This window comes from Enhygromyxa salina (assembly GCF_002994615.1).
Taxonomy (GTDB): domain Bacteria; phylum Myxococcota_A; class Polyangia; order Nannocystales; family Nannocystaceae; genus Plesiocystis; species Plesiocystis salina_A.
The window spans coordinates 1-17,251 of the sequence record NZ_PVNK01000081.1 but is presented as its reverse complement, the minus strand read 5'-3'; the positions used below and the strand labels follow the sequence as shown (position 1 = coordinate 17,251).

Annotated in this window: 16 protein-coding genes; 12 read left to right on the top strand and 4 right to left on the bottom strand. The window is 69.3% G+C overall.

Annotation, left to right across the window (positions count from 1 at the left end; all coding sequences use genetic code 11):
* The first annotated feature begins 21 nt into the window (after positions 1 to 21).
* From ENSA5_RS07665 to ENSA5_RS07645, 5 genes are all read left to right on the top strand, one after another.
* The gene (locus ENSA5_RS07665) at positions 22 to 393 is read left to right on the top strand and encodes a Spx/MgsR family RNA polymerase-binding regulatory protein (RefSeq protein WP_106390978.1); all 372 of its coding nucleotides are present in this window, start codon (positions 22 to 24) and stop codon (positions 391 to 393) included.
* Positions 394 to 451: 58 nt separating this feature from the next.
* The gene (locus tag ENSA5_RS07660) at positions 452 to 2,524 is read left to right on the top strand and encodes an ATP-dependent helicase (RefSeq protein WP_106390977.1); all 2,073 of its coding nucleotides are present in this window, start codon (positions 452 to 454) and stop codon (positions 2,522 to 2,524) included.
* Between the two features lie 90 nt (positions 2,525 to 2,614).
* A complete protein-coding gene (locus ENSA5_RS07655) occupies positions 2,615 to 3,034 on the top strand; it encodes a hypothetical protein (RefSeq protein WP_146155435.1) in 420 nt (139 codons plus the stop codon).
* A gap of 122 nt (positions 3,035 to 3,156) precedes the next feature.
* Positions 3,157 to 4,320, top strand: a complete 1,164-nt coding sequence (locus ENSA5_RS07650; protein ID WP_106390975.1) for a hypothetical protein — start codon at positions 3,157 to 3,159, stop codon at positions 4,318 to 4,320.
* Between the two features lie 46 nt (positions 4,321 to 4,366).
* Positions 4,367 to 5,920: an OmpP1/FadL family transporter gene (locus ENSA5_RS07645; RefSeq protein WP_106390974.1), complete on the top strand. Its 1,554-nt coding sequence runs from the start codon at positions 4,367 to 4,369 to the stop codon at positions 5,918 to 5,920.
* A gap of 26 nt (positions 5,921 to 5,946) precedes the next feature.
* Here ENSA5_RS07645 and ENSA5_RS07640 read toward each other — a convergent pair whose 3' ends face one another.
* Positions 5,947 to 6,477 (bottom strand): hypothetical protein, encoded by a 531-nt coding sequence (locus ENSA5_RS07640; protein ID WP_106390973.1) that lies wholly within the window; start codon positions 6,475 to 6,477, stop codon positions 5,947 to 5,949.
* A 242-nt stretch (positions 6,478 to 6,719) separates the two neighbouring features.
* On the opposite strand from ENSA5_RS07640, the gene ENSA5_RS07635 reads away from it, so the two are divergent.
* The gene (locus ENSA5_RS07635) at positions 6,720 to 7,820 is read left to right on the top strand and encodes an endonuclease/exonuclease/phosphatase family protein (RefSeq protein WP_106390972.1); all 1,101 of its coding nucleotides are present in this window, start codon (positions 6,720 to 6,722) and stop codon (positions 7,818 to 7,820) included.
* A gap of 34 nt (positions 7,821 to 7,854) precedes the next feature.
* Positions 7,855 to 8,166, top strand: coding sequence for a hypothetical protein (locus ENSA5_RS07630; protein ID WP_106390971.1), 312 nt, complete (start codon positions 7,855 to 7,857; stop codon positions 8,164 to 8,166).
* Here the strand turns inward: ENSA5_RS07630 and ENSA5_RS07625 are convergent.
* Positions 8,139 to 9,905 carry a DUF8614 domain-containing protein gene (locus ENSA5_RS07625; protein WP_106390970.1) on the bottom strand — a complete coding sequence of 589 codons (1,767 nt, stop codon included), beginning with the start codon at positions 9,903 to 9,905 and terminating at the stop codon, positions 8,139 to 8,141. The genes ENSA5_RS07630 and ENSA5_RS07625 overlap by 28 nt on opposite strands.
* A 50-nt stretch (positions 9,906 to 9,955) precedes the next feature.
* Between ENSA5_RS07625 and ENSA5_RS37210 the strand changes: the two genes are divergently transcribed.
* The 4 genes from ENSA5_RS37210 to ENSA5_RS07610 all read left to right on the top strand — a co-directional run bounded on the left by ENSA5_RS37210 (position 9,956) and on the right by ENSA5_RS07610 (position 13,238).
* On the top strand, positions 9,956 to 10,183 hold the full coding sequence (locus tag ENSA5_RS37210) for a hypothetical protein (RefSeq protein WP_181197486.1): 228 nt from the start codon (positions 9,956 to 9,958) through the stop codon (positions 10,181 to 10,183).
* Positions 10,180 to 10,875, top strand: coding sequence for a tRNA (adenine(22)-N(1))-methyltransferase (locus ENSA5_RS07620; protein WP_181197485.1), 696 nt, complete (start codon positions 10,180 to 10,182; stop codon positions 10,873 to 10,875). The genes ENSA5_RS37210 and ENSA5_RS07620 overlap by 4 nt, the downstream gene beginning before the upstream one ends.
* Before the next feature lie 120 nt (positions 10,876 to 10,995).
* Positions 10,996 to 11,997, top strand: a complete 1,002-nt coding sequence (locus ENSA5_RS07615; protein ID WP_106390968.1) for a hypothetical protein — start codon at positions 10,996 to 10,998, stop codon at positions 11,995 to 11,997.
* A gap of 59 nt (positions 11,998 to 12,056) precedes the next feature.
* Positions 12,057 to 13,238, top strand: a complete 1,182-nt coding sequence (locus ENSA5_RS07610) for a glycosyltransferase family 4 protein (protein ID WP_106390967.1) — start codon at positions 12,057 to 12,059, stop codon at positions 13,236 to 13,238.
* 84 nt (positions 13,239 to 13,322) lie between these two features.
* Here ENSA5_RS07610 and ENSA5_RS07605 read toward each other — a convergent pair whose 3' ends face one another.
* On the bottom strand, positions 13,323 to 13,535 hold the full coding sequence (locus ENSA5_RS07605) for a hypothetical protein (protein WP_106390966.1): 213 nt from the start codon (positions 13,533 to 13,535) through the stop codon (positions 13,323 to 13,325).
* Between the two features lie 263 nt (positions 13,536 to 13,798).
* Positions 13,799 to 14,587, bottom strand: coding sequence for an energy transducer TonB (locus tag ENSA5_RS07600; protein ID WP_181197484.1), 789 nt, complete (start codon positions 14,585 to 14,587; stop codon positions 13,799 to 13,801).
* Between the two features lie 351 nt (positions 14,588 to 14,938).
* Here ENSA5_RS07600 and ENSA5_RS07590 point away from each other — a divergent pair.
* Positions 14,939 to 17,251: serine/threonine-protein kinase (locus ENSA5_RS07590; protein ID WP_146155432.1), on the top strand; the 2,313-nt coding region annotated here is incomplete at its 3' end.

Below are 17,251 nucleotides of genomic sequence, written 5' to 3'. Positions count from 1 at the left end.
AGCGGGGCACAAGCGCAGGCCATGAGCGCCGCCAAGCCCGTCGTGGTCTACCAGTACCCAAACTGCTCGACCTGCCGCAAGGCTCTGAAGTGGCTCGAGGCCGAGGGCATCGCCTACCGCAGCGTCGACATCGTCGCGCGCCCGCCGAGCAAGACCACCCTGGCCAAGGTCATGAAGCTCGCCGAGGTCGAGCTCCGCAAGCTGTTCAACACCTCGGGCCAGAGCTACCGCCAAGGCGGGTGGAAGGACAAGCTCGCGACCACGTCGAAGGCCGACGCGCTCGCGGCCCTCGCCGCCGACGGCAAGCTGATCAAGCGCCCGCTCGTCGTCGGTGAGGACGTCGCGCTGATCGGCTTTCGCGCCGACGCGTGGGCCGAGAAGCTGCTCGGCTGACGGCGTCTGGTGCGTCCAGCTTGCGTCGAAGATCGCAACCAACTAAAAGGCCCGACCCGTGGATCTCTCCGCTCTCAACCCTGCGCAGCGCGAGGCCGTGCTCCACATCGAGGGCCCGCTGCTGGTCCTCGCTGGCGCCGGCTCGGGCAAGACCCGGGTCATCACCCACCGGATCGCGCACCTGCTCGAGCGCGGGGTCGAGCCCGAGCAGATCGTCGCGCTCTCGTTCACCAACAAGGCCGCCGACGAGATGCGCGAGCGCCTGGCCAAGATGGTGGGCAAGAAGCGGGCCGAGGCCCTGGTCCTGGGCACCTTCCACAGCCTCGGCTCGAGGATGATGCGCGAGGATCCCAAGGGCTTCGGCGTGCCCAAGCGCTTCCAGATCCTCGACCAGGGCGACGTCTACGGGATCATCCGCTCGCTCCTGCGCGAGCACGGCTACCACGGCCCGGCGAGCAAACGACGCTTCGATCTCGGCGCCGTGGTCCAGCGCATCAGCCTGTGGAAGAACGACTTTTTGACCACCGCGCAGGTCAAGAACATCATCTCGTCCAACGACTACGACGACATCGCGGCCGAGCTCTACGACGCCTACGAGGACCGCCTGCGCAGCCTCGCGTGCGTCGACTTCGACGACCTCGTGTGCCGGATCGCCTCGCGCCTCCAAGAGGACCCCTCGTGCAAGAAGCGCTGGCAGCAGCGCTTTCGCTACCTCCTCGTCGACGAGTACCAGGACACCAACACGGCCCAGTTTCAGATGCTGCTCGAGCTGCTCGGGCCCGAGCGCAACCTGTGCGTGGTCGGCGACGACGACCAGGCGATCTACGGCTGGCGCGGGGCCAAGGTCGCCAACATCCTCGGCTTCGACGTCTACTTCCGCGACGCCAAGGTCATCAAGCTCGAGGCCAACTACCGCTCGAAGCCGCCGATCACGACCTGCGCCAACGCGTTGATCGTCCACAACAGCTCGCGCCACGACAAGGAGCTGGTGCCCAAGCGCAGCGGCGGCGAAAAGGTCGAGGTCGTCGTGACCCGCGACGGGCCGATGGAGGCCAAGTGGGTCGCCGACAAGATCTACGAGCTGATCCAGGGCCGCCGCGCGCCCGGGCGCGAGATCGCCGTGCTCTACCGCTCGAGCCGCCAGGCCCGCGCGATCGAGCAGAACCTGCAAGAGCACGGGGTCCCCTTCCGGGTCCTCGGCGGCCAGCCCTTCTACGACAAGAAGGTCGTCAAGGACGCGATCGCGTACCTCAAGCTGCTGGTCATCCCCTCCGACGAGATCGCGGTTCGGCGGGCCCTCGACACGCCCTCGAAGGGCATCGGGCGCAAGACCATCGAGCGCCTCGACGCCTGGGCCGAGGGCCACGGCAAGCGGCTGATCGACGCCGTCCACCACGTCGCCGAGATCGAGGGGATCGGCGGTCGGCCTCGCCACGCGCTCGAGCGCTTCTCTCAGCAGATCCGCCACGCCCAGGCCGACGCCCACCAGTCGACCGTCGCCGACGCCCTGCGCAAGCTCCTCGACGAGGTCCGGCTGCGCGACAGCGTGCTCAAGGACACCGGCTCGGGCAAGGTCACACAAAACCGGTGGAACTCGGTCGAGTTTTTGCTCGCCAGCGTCGGCAAGTTCGAGAGCCGAGCCTGGGACGCCAAGACCAAGCCCAAGTGGGGCGAGTACCTCGGCAACATCGACCTCAAGAAGAAGGATGAGGGCGACCAGACGCCCGACCTCGTCACGCTCTCGACCTTCCACTCGGCCAAGGGCCTGGAGTGGGGCAACGTGTTCATACTGGGGGTCGAGGAGGGGACGATGCCACACAAGCGTACCGACGCCCCGCGGCTCTCCGATGCCATCTCCGGTGACATCGAAGAGGAGCGGCGGCTGTTTTACGTTGGCATCACCCGCGCCCGTGACCGCCTGTGGCTGACTCGGGCGGCGACCCGCGTCGATCGCGGGCGCGAGCTCGAGATCCTGCCCAGCCGCTTCCTCGAGGAGCTCCCCGACGAGGACAGCGGCGTCATCGAGCACTGCGATCTGCGCGAGCGAGAGAAGCTCACGACCGAGACCATGGAGGAGCTCGCGGGCGCCTTCTTGAATCAGCTGGCCGGGGTCCAAAATCGGCCAGGCTAGCCCCACTAGCCACACTGGCCTGCGGTCCGGCCGCCGTTCGTGCTAGAACCCCGACTGATGACGAGCGCGCGTGAGCCCAGGACAGCGGAGGTGGGTCGATTGTTCATCATCCACCATGCGGAGCCGCCGACCCTCGAAGAGGCCAAGCTCGAGCTCGGCCGCTACGCCACCTTCGCGCAGCGAGTTGGCCGCGCCCCGCTGTTGATGGTCCCCGACAAGATCCTGCCGCCGATGGGCCCCGAGGTCCGCTCGTACTACCGCGAGGCGACGACGGATGACCCGGGAGTCGAGGCGATGGCCACCGTCGTCGGTGGCCTCGTCGGTCTCGGTGCCTCGATCATGTCGAGCATCATGACGCAGATCTTTCAGGGCCGGACCGACATCCCCATGCGCACAATCCGCGACCTCGAAGAGGCCGCGCAGTGGCTGTGCGAGGTCGCGGATGTGCAGGCCGAGCCCGAGCAGATCGTCTCGGCGGTCGCCGATCTTCGGGCGCTGCCGGAAGCTTGATTCCCCGCCCGCGGGGCGTGGTCGTGTACCATCGGCGCGAGCTTTCCGCTCGCCCGTTGGAGACGACCCGCATGGCCCTACGATACGCACCCCGTCCCCCCTGGCAGACTCGCCTCGCCAGTTTGAGCCTCTGCGGGCTCACGCTGCTCGCCAGCGGCTGCCCGGACCCCGAGGCTCGCTTCAACGAGTTCCTCGAAGCGAGCGAGGATCACCGCCTCGACGCGGGTGAAGGCGAAGGCGACGGCGACGGCGACGGTGACACGGGCGTCGAGGGCATCCCCGACATGAACGGCACCTACCTGTTCGCGGTCGAGACCAACCTCGGGCCCGACCTGCCGATGCAGTTCTCGACGACGATCAGCAACATGGTCATCGCCGAAGACGGCTCGGGCGCGACCGCCGACTTCTCGTTTCAGCCGCTGAGCCTCGACCAGGGCGAGACCCTGACCCCGCGCGAGTGCGTTGGCGAGCCGCTCAACTACGAGGGCGTCGAGTTCGACGCCGACGGCAACTACGAGATCGACATGGGCCTGGTCAAGGTCACGGGCGCCGCCAACCCGATCACGGGCAGCGACATCGAGGCCACGCTGGTCACGACCGGGCGCATCGTCCACTCCAACGCCCTGTGCGGTGATGTCGCGGGCATGGTCACGGTCCCGCTCGAGGCCCCGCTCGAGCCCGGCTCGTTCTTTGGCGCCCTGCGCATCGACGACGACGGCTGCGATCCCGCGACGCTGCCGACGACCTTCCCCTACCGCTGCGAAATGGTCCCACCCGCGGACTCGCCCGACCTCCCGGACGTCACGGGCAACTTCTTGTTCGCGGTCGAGACCAACCTCGGCCCGGATCTGCCCATGCAGTTTGCGACGACCGTGACCTTCACGGCCTCGGCCGACGGCCTCGGCGGCGTCGCCGACTTCTCGTTCCAGCCGCTGAGCCTCGATCAGGGCGAGATCCTGACCCCGCGCGAGTTCGTCGGCGATCCCCTGGTCTTCGACGACATCCCGATCGCCGCCGACGGGTCCTTCGAGGTCGACATGGGCCTGGTCAAGGTCACGGGCGCCGCCAACCCGATCACGGGCAGCGACATCGAGGCCACGCTGCTGATCTCCGGCGAGGTCCTCGACATGGACACGATGTGCGGCGACGTGGCCGGCATGGTCACGGTCCCGCTCGAGGCTCCGCTCGAGCCGGGCTCGTTCTTCGCCGCGAGCCGGCTCGCCGACGACGGCTCCGACCCCAGCACCTTGCCGACCGACTTCCCCTACAAGTGCAGCCAGATCTGAGCTGAAGCCCGGTGCCCCTCTCTCCTCGACCCAAGCGATCCTCACCATGAGCACCCCACGCTTCTCCGCCTCGCCTCGCCTCGCCTCGACCCGCCGCTGTGGCAGGGCTCTCGCCGCTCCCCTCGCCGCGCTGCTGGGCGTCGGGCTGTGGACCTCCACCGCCGACGCCTCGGGCATCGGGACCGCGCGCTTTGGCGGCGAGCACGGCCACCCGACCGGCCCAAACGCGACCAGCATCTATTACAACCCCGGCGCGATCGCCCTGTCCGAGGGCACGCACATCTTCGTCGATGGCCTGATCGCCCTGCGCAAGGTTCGCTACGAGCGGCCCGACAGCGCCGTCAACTACAACCCGGGCCAGGACCCGGACATGGAGCAGCCGCTCAGCCTCGAGTACGCCAACGGGGCCAACAACGGCACCGCCGACCTGTTCAACGTCGCGGGCGCGCCCTTCTTCGGCGTGACCTCGGACTTCGGGACCAAGTTCATCTATGGCGGCGCGGCCGTCTACGTGCCCTTTGGCGGCGGCGCGACCTGGAACAAGAACGACGCGTTCAACGACAGCGCCGACTTCCCGGGCGCCTACGACGGCGTCCAGCGCTGGTACGCGATCGACGGCAACCTGCGCTCGTTCTACATAACTGGCGCGCTCGCGTTCAAGATCGAGGCCGCCGCCAACTTGACGATCGGCTTCAGCGGCAGCGCGATCTACAGCTCGATCGACACGGTCCGGGCCCGCAACGCCGACGGCACCGACAACCTGGTCTCGGGCCAGCCCGGCGACTTCGCGCTCAAGGAGGGCCGCAGCTGGCTCAAAGCCAGCGGCTGGCAGGGGGGCTTCGCGGCCGGGTTCACGGTCCAGCCGGTCAAGGACGTCTTTTGGATCGGCGCCTCCTACACCAGCCAGCCCAACGTCTCGGGCGGCATGGCGCTCGAGGGCACGCTGACCAACATCTTCACGACCGGCAACGTCACCCCGACCCCCGTCGAGGTCACCCAGAGCTACCCCGACATCATCCGCCTCGGCTTTCGCGTGCGCCCGATCCCCAAGCTCGAGCTGCGGGTGTTCGCCGACTACACCCGCTGGTCGGTGTTCGACAAGCAGTGCGTGATGATCCTCGAGGCCGAGAGCAGCGACCAGCGCAGCTGCGAGTACGAGAACGCCGACACGGCGCTCGAAGACCCGAGCAACTTCGGCGGTGGCGGGGCCGAGGACGGCGACGTCGTCGCGGTGACCCAGCACCTCCCGCGCTTTTGGCAGGACGCGGGCGGCGTGCGGGTTGGCGTCGGGTACTGGTTCATCGACGAGCTCGAGACCTACATCGGCCTTGGCTACGACAGCTCGGCGATCCCGGTCGAGACCGTGGATCCGGTCCTGTTCGACATGGACAAGATCAGCGTCACGCTCGGCGCGCTGTGGCAGGCCCACAAGCACCTCGCGATGGGCGCGACGGTCGGGCAGATCATCTACCTGCCCCTCGATACCAAGGGCCAGAACGTGTTCAACGAGTTCCAGGCGCCGACCCGCCAGGCCAGCGCCGACGGCGTCTACAAGCAGTGGCTGACGGTCGGGAACCTCTACCTCGACGTCAGCTTCTAGCAGCCCGGGGTGCTAGCCTTAGCCCTTCACCCGCGCAGCCCCTCGACCCAGGCCTTGAAGTCGGGGTGTCGCTCGACGCCGCGCTTCATCATGGCCTCGGAGGTCTCCGTCCACGGGCCGAGCTCGGCGTCCGCGCGGGCTCGGAGGCCGGCGAGGTCGAGCGCGTACTCGTCATCCTCGTCGATCTCGTCCTCATCGATCGGGTTCCACTCGCCCTCGAAGGGGTACCACTGCATGCCAGCGCAGGTCTGCCGGACAAAGTCGAGGAGCGAGTCGGCGAGCACCGCGGCGCTGCCCTCCGAGCCCAGCAAGACCACCGGCGGTTCGCCGTCGAGCTCGGGGTAGTGCCACAGCCCGAACTGGCCGCCGGTGCCGTCCTGGGCGAAGGCCACCACGCGGTGCCCGGTCGCGCGCCAGTTTGCGCCGTCGAACCACGCGTCCATCGTCTCGGCCGCGACGGCCTCCGAGGGGGCCTCGAGGATCTCGAGGTCGATCGGTGAGACGAGTCGTCCCTCGCTTTGAAGGGTGGAGAGGAAGGCGAAGAGATCAGAGGTCATCAGCGGAATCCTAAGTTAAATGGGAAGCGCTGCGGCTGTACACGCCCCTTCGCGGCCTCAGTCCTCCTCGGAGGTGCAGGTCAGGGGCCGGGACCCGCCCACAACCACAACTCGAGCGCATCCCTTGCGGGCGGGCAGGCTGCGAGCGTCGCCGCCCCGAGCGCCAGCATCTTCACGCCCCTTGACTCCGCCTCAGTTGTTGCGCGCTCACCCATCATCGCATCTTGCTAAGAACGGCCTTGATGATCCCAACCATCAAGATCTCGCTGGTGGTGCTTGGCGTCCTGTGTTCGGTCGCGACCGTGTTGCCGTTGTTGCCGCTGCGCGACTGGTGGATCCGGGCTTTCGATTTTCCCCGCCTGCAACTCGCCATCATGCTCGGGCTCATCCTCGCGCTCCTCGGCGGCTGCGCCCTGTACTCGGGGGTGCGTCGGACCTGGGTCGCCGCCGGGGTCGCGCTGATTCTGGTCGCGAGCCTCGGCTATCAGGTCAAGCAGATCGTCCAGTACACGGCGCTCGTCTCGCCGCAGGCCGAGCGAGCGACGCGCGAGGGGGCCGAGCAGATCACCTTGATTGTGGCCAACGTCCTGATCGACAATCGCGACGCGTCGCGGCTGTTGACGAAGCTTCGCGCCGAGCAACCCGACCTCCTGCTGGCCGTCGAGACCGACACCTGGTGGCGAGAGCAGCTCGCGGTCCTCGACGCGGACTACCCCTACAGGGTGCTTCGTCCCCTCGACAACACCTACGGCATCGCCTTGTACTCGCGCCTCGAGCTCATCGATCCCCAGGTGCGCTACCTGATCGAAGACGATGTCCCCTCGATCGAGACCCGCGTCGCGCTGCCGAGCGGGGCGCAGATCCAGCTCTATTGTCTACACCCGCGACCGCCCACGCCGTTTGAGAACCTGGCCTCGACCGAGCGAGACGCGGAGCTGTTGGTGGTCGGCGCGGCGGCCAAGCGCTCGCCGCTGGCGGTGATCGTCGCCGGAGACATGAACGACGTCGCGTGGTCGAGTACGACCCGCCGCTTTCAACGAATCAGCGGGCTGCTCGATCCGCGCATCGGTCGGGGCATCTACGCGACCTATCACGCCAAATTTCCGCTCATGCGTTGGCCTCTCGACCACGTGTTCTTCTCTGAAGAGCTCCGCCTCGTCGAGATGCGGCGGCTCGGACGGTTTGGCTCTGATCACTTTCCGATCCTCATCACCCTCAGCCACGAGCCAGGCGAGCGCGAGGGCCACGAGGAGGTCCCCTCGGCGGACCTCGAAGATCGCGTGGAGGCCCGAGAGGTCATCGAGGACGCCCGCGACAAGCACGATCCTGACAGCCCAAAGTGATGTCCCATGCCCGAAACACGACAATCTGCGCGAGATGTGCGAGCTGGCGCCCCAGCACGACCTCGATGGCACCTTCGAGATCCAGGTCGCCGAGCAAGTCGTCGAGATGATGCCGGGTGATCGGACCACGCTCAGGCCTGCTACGGGGGAATTTGCGTGGGAGGTCATCATCGATCAGGCGACCTGGTGGTGGTTCAGCGGCGCGCACTACCCCTCGTGTCGTCTCGCGCCGAGACGGCGCGAGGGGTTGCACCACGGGCTGCTAGGGCCGTCCTCGACCCGCCGGGCTGCGCCCGCGTCCGCGCGCCTCGTGCCCGGTCACTGGGCTTCGCCCGCGACCGGGTAGATCGGCTTGATGTCGACGGGGATACCGTCGAGTTGGCCGAGGGCCTGCTCCATCGCGGGCGACATCACGGCGTACTTGGCCAGGAACGCGTCGACGGCCGCCTTGTCGCCCGCGTGCTGCAGCATCACGACGTCGTGGACGAGGGTCTTGATCGAGGCCTCGAGCTTCTTGGTGTCGACGCTGAACAGCCCCGTGCTCTCGTCGAAGGTCGCGGCTCCCTCCTCCAAGAAGCGGTTGATCTGAAACGCCGCGCCCTTGCCGTGGGCCTCGGCCACGCCAAAGCGAACGCTGCGAAACAGGCCCGCAAAGTAGGTCACGAGCAGCTCGTCGCGGAAGTCCTTGGGGAACTGCTTCTCGTCGATCATGAACAAGATGTTCCACGCGCCCATGACGTCGGCCTTGCCCTCCTCGAGCGGTGAGTAGCTCGAGCCGAGCGCGACGCGGACCTCGACCTCGCGGCCATCGAGCTCGACCATCGCGGGCCCGAGGCTGTGGCTGAGCTCGTGAAACAGGACCTCGTTGAAGAACGCCTCTTGCGAGAGCGAGGGCAGCTGCTTGGGGTCGAGGATGCGCTCGGCGATCGGCCGCATGATCACGTCGAATTTGGCGTTGATCGCGTTGCGGAGCAGGACCTTCTTGGCGCCCTTCTCCGCGCGCACGCGCTCGTCGTTGGGCAGGTTGAAGGCGATCGTCTGGACCGACTTGCGCGCGTCGCCCGACGTGAACACCAGATCGACCACGCGGATCGGGCTCTCGGCCCCGCGCTCGGTCTTGACCTCCTTGGCGACCGGGAGGTGCTGCTCCATCTTCGGCAGCCAGTCCTTGTAGACGCCGAGCTTGTTCGAGGCCTCGGGGTCCGACACGGTCACGAAGGCCTCGTAGCTGGCCTTGAGCCCGAGCAGCTCGTCCTCGTAGGTCTCGTAGGGCCCGATCGTGATCTCCACGCGCGAGTCGAGATCCATCCAGTCCTTGTCGGATTGGTAGTAGTCGTCGCTGCGAAACGCGGCCGCGCGCGAGCGCAGGAAGGTTGCGAGGGACTCGTTTTGGGTCAGGGCGGCCGCGGCCTCGAGCTTTTGGGCCGCGGGCTCGAGCCACTCGGAGAAGGCCTCGCGGTAGGGGACCGCGACGAGCTTGGTCGGGTCCTGCGGATCGCGCTGCACGAGCGTGAACAGGCTCTCGAGGCCCTCGCGCATGGCCGGGTTTTGATCGGCGAAGGCCCGGAACTCGTCGGCGCTCACACCCGGCGGGTAAAAGCCCGCGCCCGGCGGGTGGGGGATGTTGATCGCAAAGGGCGCGAAGTGATCCTGGCGGTCCCAGGGGCCGCGCATGATCTGGAAGTAGTCGAGGCGCAGCTGCTCGATCTCGCCCCCGGCCTCCGCGGCCTCGGCCAGCCGCTGGGCGTGGGTCGGGTACTCGGCCCAGACCTGACGATTGAAGACCGGGTCGAGCAGCCGCGCGGCCGCGATCAACTCGTCGAGGGCCGCGCGCTCGCTCGCTGGCAAGGCGGCGACGTCGGCCTCGAGCACGACCGGCTGAAACTGCGCGACCTTGGCCTTCAGCGCGGCGGCGTCGAGCTCGGGGTTTTGGAGGGCGTAGCCGCTGGTCTCGGGCTTGGGCGCGGCCTCCTTCTCGGCCGGCGTCGCCGTCTGGGGGTGGTCGGCGGGCTTGTCACACCCCGATCCGAGGCCGAGGGTGAGCGCGAAGGCGAGGAGGATGGGGCGCTGGTTGGGGTCGTGCATCGCGGGGTCCGCAGGCTCGCACACGGGCTTGGGCGGGTAAACTGGGCGCGATGGGTCCGAAATCATCCCGGGGTCTGTGCGCCGTGTTCGTGGTGATTTCGCTGACGGCTTGCAACCAGCCCAAAGTCGATGCGCCCGCGAGCGCGCCAGCCGACGCGCTCGTGATCCACAACAGCGAGGTGAGCACCTTGGACGCGCGCGCCGCCAAGGAGCCCGAGAAGGACGAGCTCGTCGCGCGGACCGAGCTGCCGCCGCGCACGGGGGCGAGCGCGGAGTGAGCGAGCTCGGTCCGCGGCTCGGGGCGATCGCCGAGCGGGTGCTGCCGGGCTTGGCCGTCGCAGATCTGTGCTGTGACCACGCGCGCCTCGCTGTGGCCGTGGTCGCGTGCGGGCGAGCGCCGCGGGCGATCGCGGGCGACATCAATTCCGGGCCGCTCGCGGCCGCCCGGCGCTTCGTCGATGCGAGTGGCCTGGCTGCGCGGATCGAGCTGCGCGAGGGTGACGGCCTCGCGGTCTTGAACCCGGGCGAGGTCGGGACCGTGGTCATCGCGGGCATCGGCGCGCCGCTGGCCGAGCGCCTGCTGAGGGCGGGGGCGGGCGCGCTGGTCGGCGTGCGGCGATTGATCGTCCAGGCCAACCATGGCTTCCCCAAGCTCGGGAGCTTGCGCGCCTGCCTTCGTGAGCTTGGCTGGGGGATCGTCGACGAGTGTCTGGCCCGGGACCAGGGCCGGCTCTACGTGATCGTGGTCGCCGAGCCTGGCGAGGGGCCGCCGCTCGACGAGCGCGACCGTGAGCTGGGACCGATCCTGCGGTCGAGCGCCGACCCGCTGCTTGGCGCGTGGATCGAGCATGAGCGCGAGCGCGTGACTCGGGCCGTCGAAGGGATGCTGCGCGGCCGCGCCGACGCGGAGCAGCTCGCTCGCCATCGCCGCTTCTTGGCCCTGCTCGATCGCGGTCCGGCCCATCGCTGAGCCATCGGCGGTGGCCCGCTCGCAGGCCGCCGTCCCGCTGGCTGGCCACTCGAACGTGGCCCCTTTGCGAGATCACGAGGGAATTGTACGGCACGGCCTTTGCGTTGGTCCTGGTCCTCGATGCCGACCTCGCTCCACCAGGGAGTCGTCTGTGTGTTTCAGGACGACCCCCGCCTGGCCTTCGACCTCGCGCGTCGCGTGTTTGGCATCGAGCTGCCCCGGTTCACCCACGTCACCAACCGCAAGGCCGAGCTCGATCGCTTCGCGCCGTGCTTTGGCGACACGGGCGAGCTGCGACCGGACCTGGCCCTGTCCGCCACCGTGAAGCGACATCACGCTCGGGGCCACGTACACAAGGGCGTAGCGATGATCCTCGAGGTCCAGAAGAAGGTCGACTCGCTCAAGCGCTGGCGCCTGTGGGTCTACTGGGCGCTGTTGGCCGAGCGCCTCCAACTCACCACCATGGTCATGGTTGTGCCCTTGTCGGATGCTGTCTCTCGCTGGGCCCGCAGCCTCGGGCGGCTGGAGGTCCCTGCCCGTGAAGGTTTGCTGGTTCTCGACCGACAGAACATGCCGCGGGTGACCCGCCTTGACGAAGCTCGGCGCCGACCGTCCAAGGCGGTGTTGTCGGCGCTGATCCATGCCGGCGACCTGGAGGTCTTTCGCGTCGCGATGCGGGTGACCCTGGAGCTCGCGGACGACCGACGCTGGCGCTATGCTTCGAGTCTCCTGAGCGTCTTGCCCGAGCACCACCGCGACATCCTACTGGGAGCACTGACGATGGAAGAACGATACGAACTGACTCAAATCGAACTCGACAGCGTCGCGTACCACGACGGCCTCCGCGTGGGCCAACTCAAAGGCAAGCTCGAGGGGAAGCTCGAGGGGAAGCTCGAGGGGAAGCTCGAGGGCAAGCTCGAGGGGAAGCTCGAGGGGAAGCGCGAGGGGCAGCTCGAGGGCCTGATCGAGCTCGTGCTCACCATTCTCGAGCTCCGCAACATCCCCCTTGATGCCCCGGCCGAGGCCCGGATCCGCACCTGCAAAGACCCCGAGCAGCTCGAGCGCTGGGCCGCGCAGGCCAAGCGCGCCGAAGACCTGGCCGCGGTCTTCGCCGGGCCGTGACCGTGACGGCCCCGCGGTGATCGGGGCGCCTCGCCGATCGCCTTGCTACTATCCGCGCGATGACGGACGAGCTCGATCCCCGGCAGGGACCCCGCCGTCGCGTCGCTCACGTGATCACGCGCTCCGACGCGGTCGGCGGGGCCCAGGTCGTCGTCGAGCTCCTCGCTCGGGGCATGCTCGAGGCCGGCCACACCGTCCGGGTCTTCGTCGGTGGCGAGGGGCCCTTCCTCGATCGCCTCGACCGCGCGGGCGTCCCCTACGAGCCCCTCCAGCACCTGGTCCGCGCGATCGATCCGACCCGGGACCTCCGCGCCCTGTTCGAGCTTCGCCAGGCGCTCGGCCGCTTCGATCCCGACGTCGTCAGCGCTCACTCGACCAAGGCCGGTTGGTTCGGCCGCCTCGCCGGCCGCAGCTTGGGCGTGGCCACGGTCTACACCGTCCACGGCTGGGTGTTCGGCTGGCAGCCTGGTCCGCGCATGATGATCGCCCGCGCGCTCGAGACCCTCACCGCGCCTCTGGCCGACGCGATCATCGCGGTCTCCGCGGCGGATCTTCAGCGCGGGGTTGATCTACGCGTGGCCCCGGCCCGCAAATTCCACCTGGTTCACAACGCGATCCCGGATCTCCCGGAGGCCCTGCGCGCCGACCCCAGCCGCAGCCCCGCGCGCATCATCGCCGTGTCTCGGCTCCAGGCGCCCAAGGATCCGCTGACCCTCATCGAGGGCCTCGGGCGGCTCGAGACCCGAGCCCCAAAGCTCAGCTGGGAGCTCGAGCTGATCGGTGACGGCCCCCTCGACTCCCGCGTGCGCGAGGCCGTCGCGCGTCACCGCCTCGGGGATCGGGTGAGCCTGCTCGGCTCGCGCGACGACGTGCCCGAGCGCCTCGCCAAGGGGCAGATCTTCGTGCTGAGCTCGACCCACGAGGGCTTCCCGATCTCCACGCTCGAGGCCATGCGCGCCGGGCTGCCGGTCGTCGCCAGCCACGTCGGGGGGGTCGCCGAGGCCGTGGTGTCGGGGGAGACCGGCGCGCTGATCCCCGCCAGCAATCCCGACGCCCTCGCCGACGCCCTCGAGCCCTTGATCGTCGACGCCGAGCTCCGCGGTCGGCAGGGCGCGGCCGGCCGCGCGGCCTACGAGCGCGCGTTCACCTTCGAGACCCAGCTCCGGCGCAGCTGGGCCGTGTACGAGCGCGCGATCCGGGCCCGCGAGTCTGCTGCCTCACCCCGACCACGCGCCTCGTGACCAACGCCGCGCTCGCGGCCGATGCCTACCGCTTCGCCAAGGCCAAGGCCGAAGGCCGGGCCCTGTTGCCGGCCTGAGACCCGCTCACAGCGGCGTGATCGTGAGCGTGGCGGTGCCCTCGGCCTGCCCGTCGTCGCTGTCGACAGCGAGCAGCGGCTGCGTGAGCGTCTCGAGCGGCAGGCTGCAGCTCAGCTCGTCGGTCGGCGAGCAGACGTAGTCGATCAGCGAGAGGACCGGGGTGAAGTCGGCGTCGATGACCGCAAACTCGTAGTCGCCCTCGGCATCGGCCGTGAGCATGTAGAGGCTGGCGCTGTCGCTCCCCTTCCCTCGCCGCCGATCATCGAGGTGCTGCCGCCGTCGGCGGCGGTGTCGTTCGGGCCCGTGTCGGTCGCGCAGCCGAGCAGGGTCAGGCCAGCGCTCAGGGCCATGCTGCCGAGCCGCGTTGGGCGTGGCGCGGTCGTGGTTCCGAGCGCCGCGCCGCAAAAGGGGCAGCTCGACTCGTCGTCGCGGACGTGACACTCGCAGCCATGGCACAGGAGCATGGCGCGACGATGCCGCAGCTACTGGAACTTGAGCGAGAAGGTCCGCTCGGTGCAGGTCTTCATCTTCTTCGAGCCGACCTCGCTCGCCTTGAAACGCCACGACGCGATCGTGGTCCGGAGGATCTTGTCGACCTGAGGATCGCCGGGAAACTTGGACTTGGTCTTCACGTTCACGACCTTGCCGTTGGCGTCGATGCAAAACGAGACCGTGGCCTTGCCGTCGCGCTTGTCGAACCTCGCCGCCTTGGTCTGTTGGAGCAGCTTGCGGTCGGGGTCGGGCGAGTAGACCGCGCGAGCCATGACCGCGGCCAGGGGCTTTTTGGTGATCGTGTCCTTGGCCGCGGGCTTGACCGAGATCGCCAGCGGGTTGCGCTCGCCGATCCCCCCGCCGGGGATGCCCCCGATCACGCCGCCAAACTGACCGCCGGGCACACCCTTGGGGACGCCACCGACCGCGCCGCCGGCCTTTGGATCGGGGATCTTCGTCGGCTTGTCGGGTTGGACCTCCTCGAGGGGCTCGGGATCCTCGGGCACCTCGTCGTCGGGCTCGGGCTCTTCGGGCTCCTCGCTGGCGCCGGCCGGCGGTGGCGGTGGCGGCGGCGGCGGGGTCGGCTGGTCGGCGGTCATCGACAGCAGGATGTACTCGGTCGAGGGCGGATCGACCCGCGCGATCGACATCTTGCCGGCCACCCACCCGGCCGCGAGCATCATCGTGGTGCCGCTGATCGACAGCGCGGCCGCGAGGGTCAAGAGCGCGGCTCGCTTGGGGTTGGGGCGGTTGTGGTCGAGGTAGTGTTCGAAGTTCATCTCGGGCCTCCACACGAGCGGTTGCAGAGCTCCCGAGTTGGTTTCAAAAAAGATCGCGCAGGCGAGCGATCGCAGGCGAGGGTTCATCAGCGGGCTCGCTGATGGCGCGGATCCGTGGTCGGTCTCGGCTGCTCGCCGCCAAGCCGAAACGAGCTCGGGTTAGCCTGCTAGCAGCCCGGGGTGCAATGCCTCGCGGCGCCTCGCTTGGCCTTTTCGCCGATGGTTTTGTCGCCAAAACTTGTAGTACGCCCGGTACAGCGGCGTTTTGGCTTCGCGCGCTCGGCGAAAAATCCGGCGCGAGGCGACACGATGCATTGCACCCCGGGCTGCTAGTCTGCAGTGCACAACGGGATGCCCCTTCCCAAACCCGAGATTGACCCCGTCGTGCTGCGGCACCAGCGGGAGCGCCTGCTCGCCGAGATGTTCGGGATCGAGTCCGAGGTCCCGCTGCTCGCCCACTACGAGCTGCTCCACGAGCTCGGGCGGGGGGCGATGGGCGTCGTCTATGCCGCCCACGACCGCAAGCTCGACCGCAAGGTCGCGATCAAGAAGCTCGCGGTCGAGGGCGACCCCGAGCTGCGCCGACGCCTGGTCATCGAGGCCCAGGCCATGGCCAAGCTCGCCCACCCGAACGTCGTGCCGGTCTACGAGATCGGCGAGGTCGAGGACACGACCTTCATCGTCATGGCCCACGTCGAGGGGGTCGGGCTCGGCGCTTGGCTGGCGGGGGGGCCCGACCAGGCGTCGCGTAGCCGAGACGAGATCCTCGCGGTGTTCATGGCGGCGGGCGAGGGGCTCGCTGCGGCTCACGCCAAGGGCATCGTTCACCGGGACTTCAAGCCCGACAACGTGATGGTCGGGGACGACGGGCGCGTGCGGGTGATGGACTTTGGTGTCGCGCGCTCGGTCCAGCGCGACGACGAGGGCCGGACCTCGTCGGGGGGCGCGGCGCTGGCGTCCACGCGCATGACACAGACCGGCGCGCTCGTGGGTACGCCCGCGTACATGGCCCCCGAGCAGCTGCGCGGCGGCCTGGCCGACGCGGCCAGCGATCAATTCTCGTTTTGTGTTGCGCTCTACGAGGCGCTCTACGGCGCGCGGCCCTACACCGCCGACACGCTCCCGCGGCTGCGCGAAGTGGTCGAGCGCGGCCAGCTGCAGCCGCCGCCGAGCGAGGCCGAGATCTCGCCGTGGCTGCGGGCGATCCTCGTCCGCGGGCTGGCGTCGGCGGCCGAAGATCGCTTCGAGTCGATGCGGGCGTTGCTCGACGCGCTCGCGGCCGGTGAGGACACCCGCGCGCCGCCCGAGTACGTGTTCGTCGCCCACCCCAGGACCGACAAGCTGGTCGTCCTGCGTCTGTGCGAGGACCTGCTCGCCCACGGCGTCCGGACCTGGCTCGATGTCTGGGAGCCCGACGCGCCGCGGCGCGCCCCCGCGGCGCTGGCCGAGGCCCCGGGCGTGCTGGTGTGCCGTGGCCCGGGCGGGGGCCCAACCGAGGCCGGGCTCGACGAGGTGCTTTGCGCGCGGATCGAGCGGGACTCGAGCTCCGTCTGGGAAGTCGAGCTCCCGGACGCGCGCCCGGACCCCGGGCCCGGGCGCGCGCTCGCGCGGGTCAGGATCGCAGCCGAGGACGACTGGGACGGCGCGGTCGCTCGACTCGCGGCGCAGATCGGGGCGACGCAGGATCGCAGCGCGTGGCTGGCCGACGAGGCCCGGCTCGCGGGCGTCGAGGTCGACGCGCTCAGCCCCTACCGCGGGCTCGAGGCCTTCCGCCAGCGCGACGCTCGCTGGATGTTCGGGCGCGAGCGAGAGACCGCCGAGCTGATCGAGCGCCTGAGGCCCGGCGCCCGTCGCTTTCTCAGCGTGGTCGGTGGCTCGGGGTCGGGCAAGTCGTCGCTGGTCATGGCCGGTCTGTGCCCCGCGCTGCGCGGCGGGGTCTTGGGGGAGGGGCAGGGCTGGGAGATCGCTGTGCTGCGCCCCGGCGCGCGGCCCTGCGAGGCCCTCGCGCGGGCGCTGGTCGAGCTTCAGGGGAGGCGAGGCGGGCCCGCGTCTTCGGTCACTGAGCTGGGCGCGAAGCTGAGCGAAGACGCGACCACGCTCGGCTCCGTCATCGCCAGCTGGGTTGCGACCGGCCCCGAGCTGGAGCCCCGCGCTCGCGTGCTGCTCGTGGTCGATCAGCTCGAGGAGCTGTTCACCGAGGCGGGCCTGGGGCCTGGGCGCGCGTCACCGGAGGCCGCCGCCTTCCTCGACAACCTGATCAAGGCCACGCGCAGCGACACCGGACTGTGGGTCGTGTCGACCCTGCGAGCCGACTTCGTCCACCGCTGCCTCGAGGTCAAAGCCCTCGCCCGAGTCCTCCACGCCGGGACCTACCTGGTGCTCCCGCCGATGGCCAGGGATCAGGTCCGCGCGGCGATCGAGCAGCCGGCCCGGCGCGTCGGCTACGAGGTCGACCCGACCCTCGTCGCCGAGCTCGTCAACGCCGCCGCCGAGCAGCCCGGGCGGCTGCCGCTGCTCCAACACGTCCTGCGCGAGCTGTGGCTGCGCCGGGACACCGAGGCCCGCAAGCTGCGCTACGAGGTCTACGAGGACACGGGCGGCCTCGAGGGGGCGATCGCCCTCGCTGCCGACGCCGCCTTGGACCAGCTGCGGCGCGAACTGGAC

Excerpts from the sequence above, each read along its gene's own strand:
- ENSA5_RS07665 (WP_106390978.1), top strand. The coding sequence starts at position 22 with ATGAGCGCCGCCAAGCCCGTCGTGGTCTACCAGTACCCAAACTGCTCG.
- ENSA5_RS07645 (WP_106390974.1), top strand. The coding sequence starts at position 4,367 with ATGAGCACCCCACGCTTCTCCGCCTCGCCTCGCCTCGCCTCGACCCGC.
- ENSA5_RS07640 (WP_106390973.1), bottom strand. The coding sequence starts at position 6,477 with ATGACCTCTGATCTCTTCGCCTTCCTCTCCACCCTTCAAAGCGAGGGA.
- ENSA5_RS07635 (WP_106390972.1), top strand. The coding sequence starts at position 6,720 with ATGATCCCAACCATCAAGATCTCGCTGGTGGTGCTTGGCGTCCTGTGT.
- ENSA5_RS07630 (WP_106390971.1), top strand. The coding sequence starts at position 7,855 with ATGTGCGAGCTGGCGCCCCAGCACGACCTCGATGGCACCTTCGAGATC.
- ENSA5_RS07625 (WP_106390970.1), bottom strand. The coding sequence starts at position 9,905 with ATGCACGACCCCAACCAGCGCCCCATCCTCCTCGCCTTCGCGCTCACC.
- ENSA5_RS37210 (WP_181197486.1), top strand. The coding sequence starts at position 9,956 with ATGGGTCCGAAATCATCCCGGGGTCTGTGCGCCGTGTTCGTGGTGATT.
- ENSA5_RS07615 (WP_106390968.1), top strand. The coding sequence starts at position 10,996 with ATGCCGACCTCGCTCCACCAGGGAGTCGTCTGTGTGTTTCAGGACGAC.
- ENSA5_RS07610 (WP_106390967.1), top strand. The coding sequence starts at position 12,057 with ATGACGGACGAGCTCGATCCCCGGCAGGGACCCCGCCGTCGCGTCGCT.
- ENSA5_RS07605 (WP_106390966.1), bottom strand. The coding sequence starts at position 13,535 with ATGCTCACGGCCGATGCCGAGGGCGACTACGAGTTTGCGGTCATCGAC.
- ENSA5_RS07600 (WP_181197484.1), bottom strand. The coding sequence starts at position 14,587 with ATGAACTTCGAACACTACCTCGACCACAACCGCCCCAACCCCAAGCGA.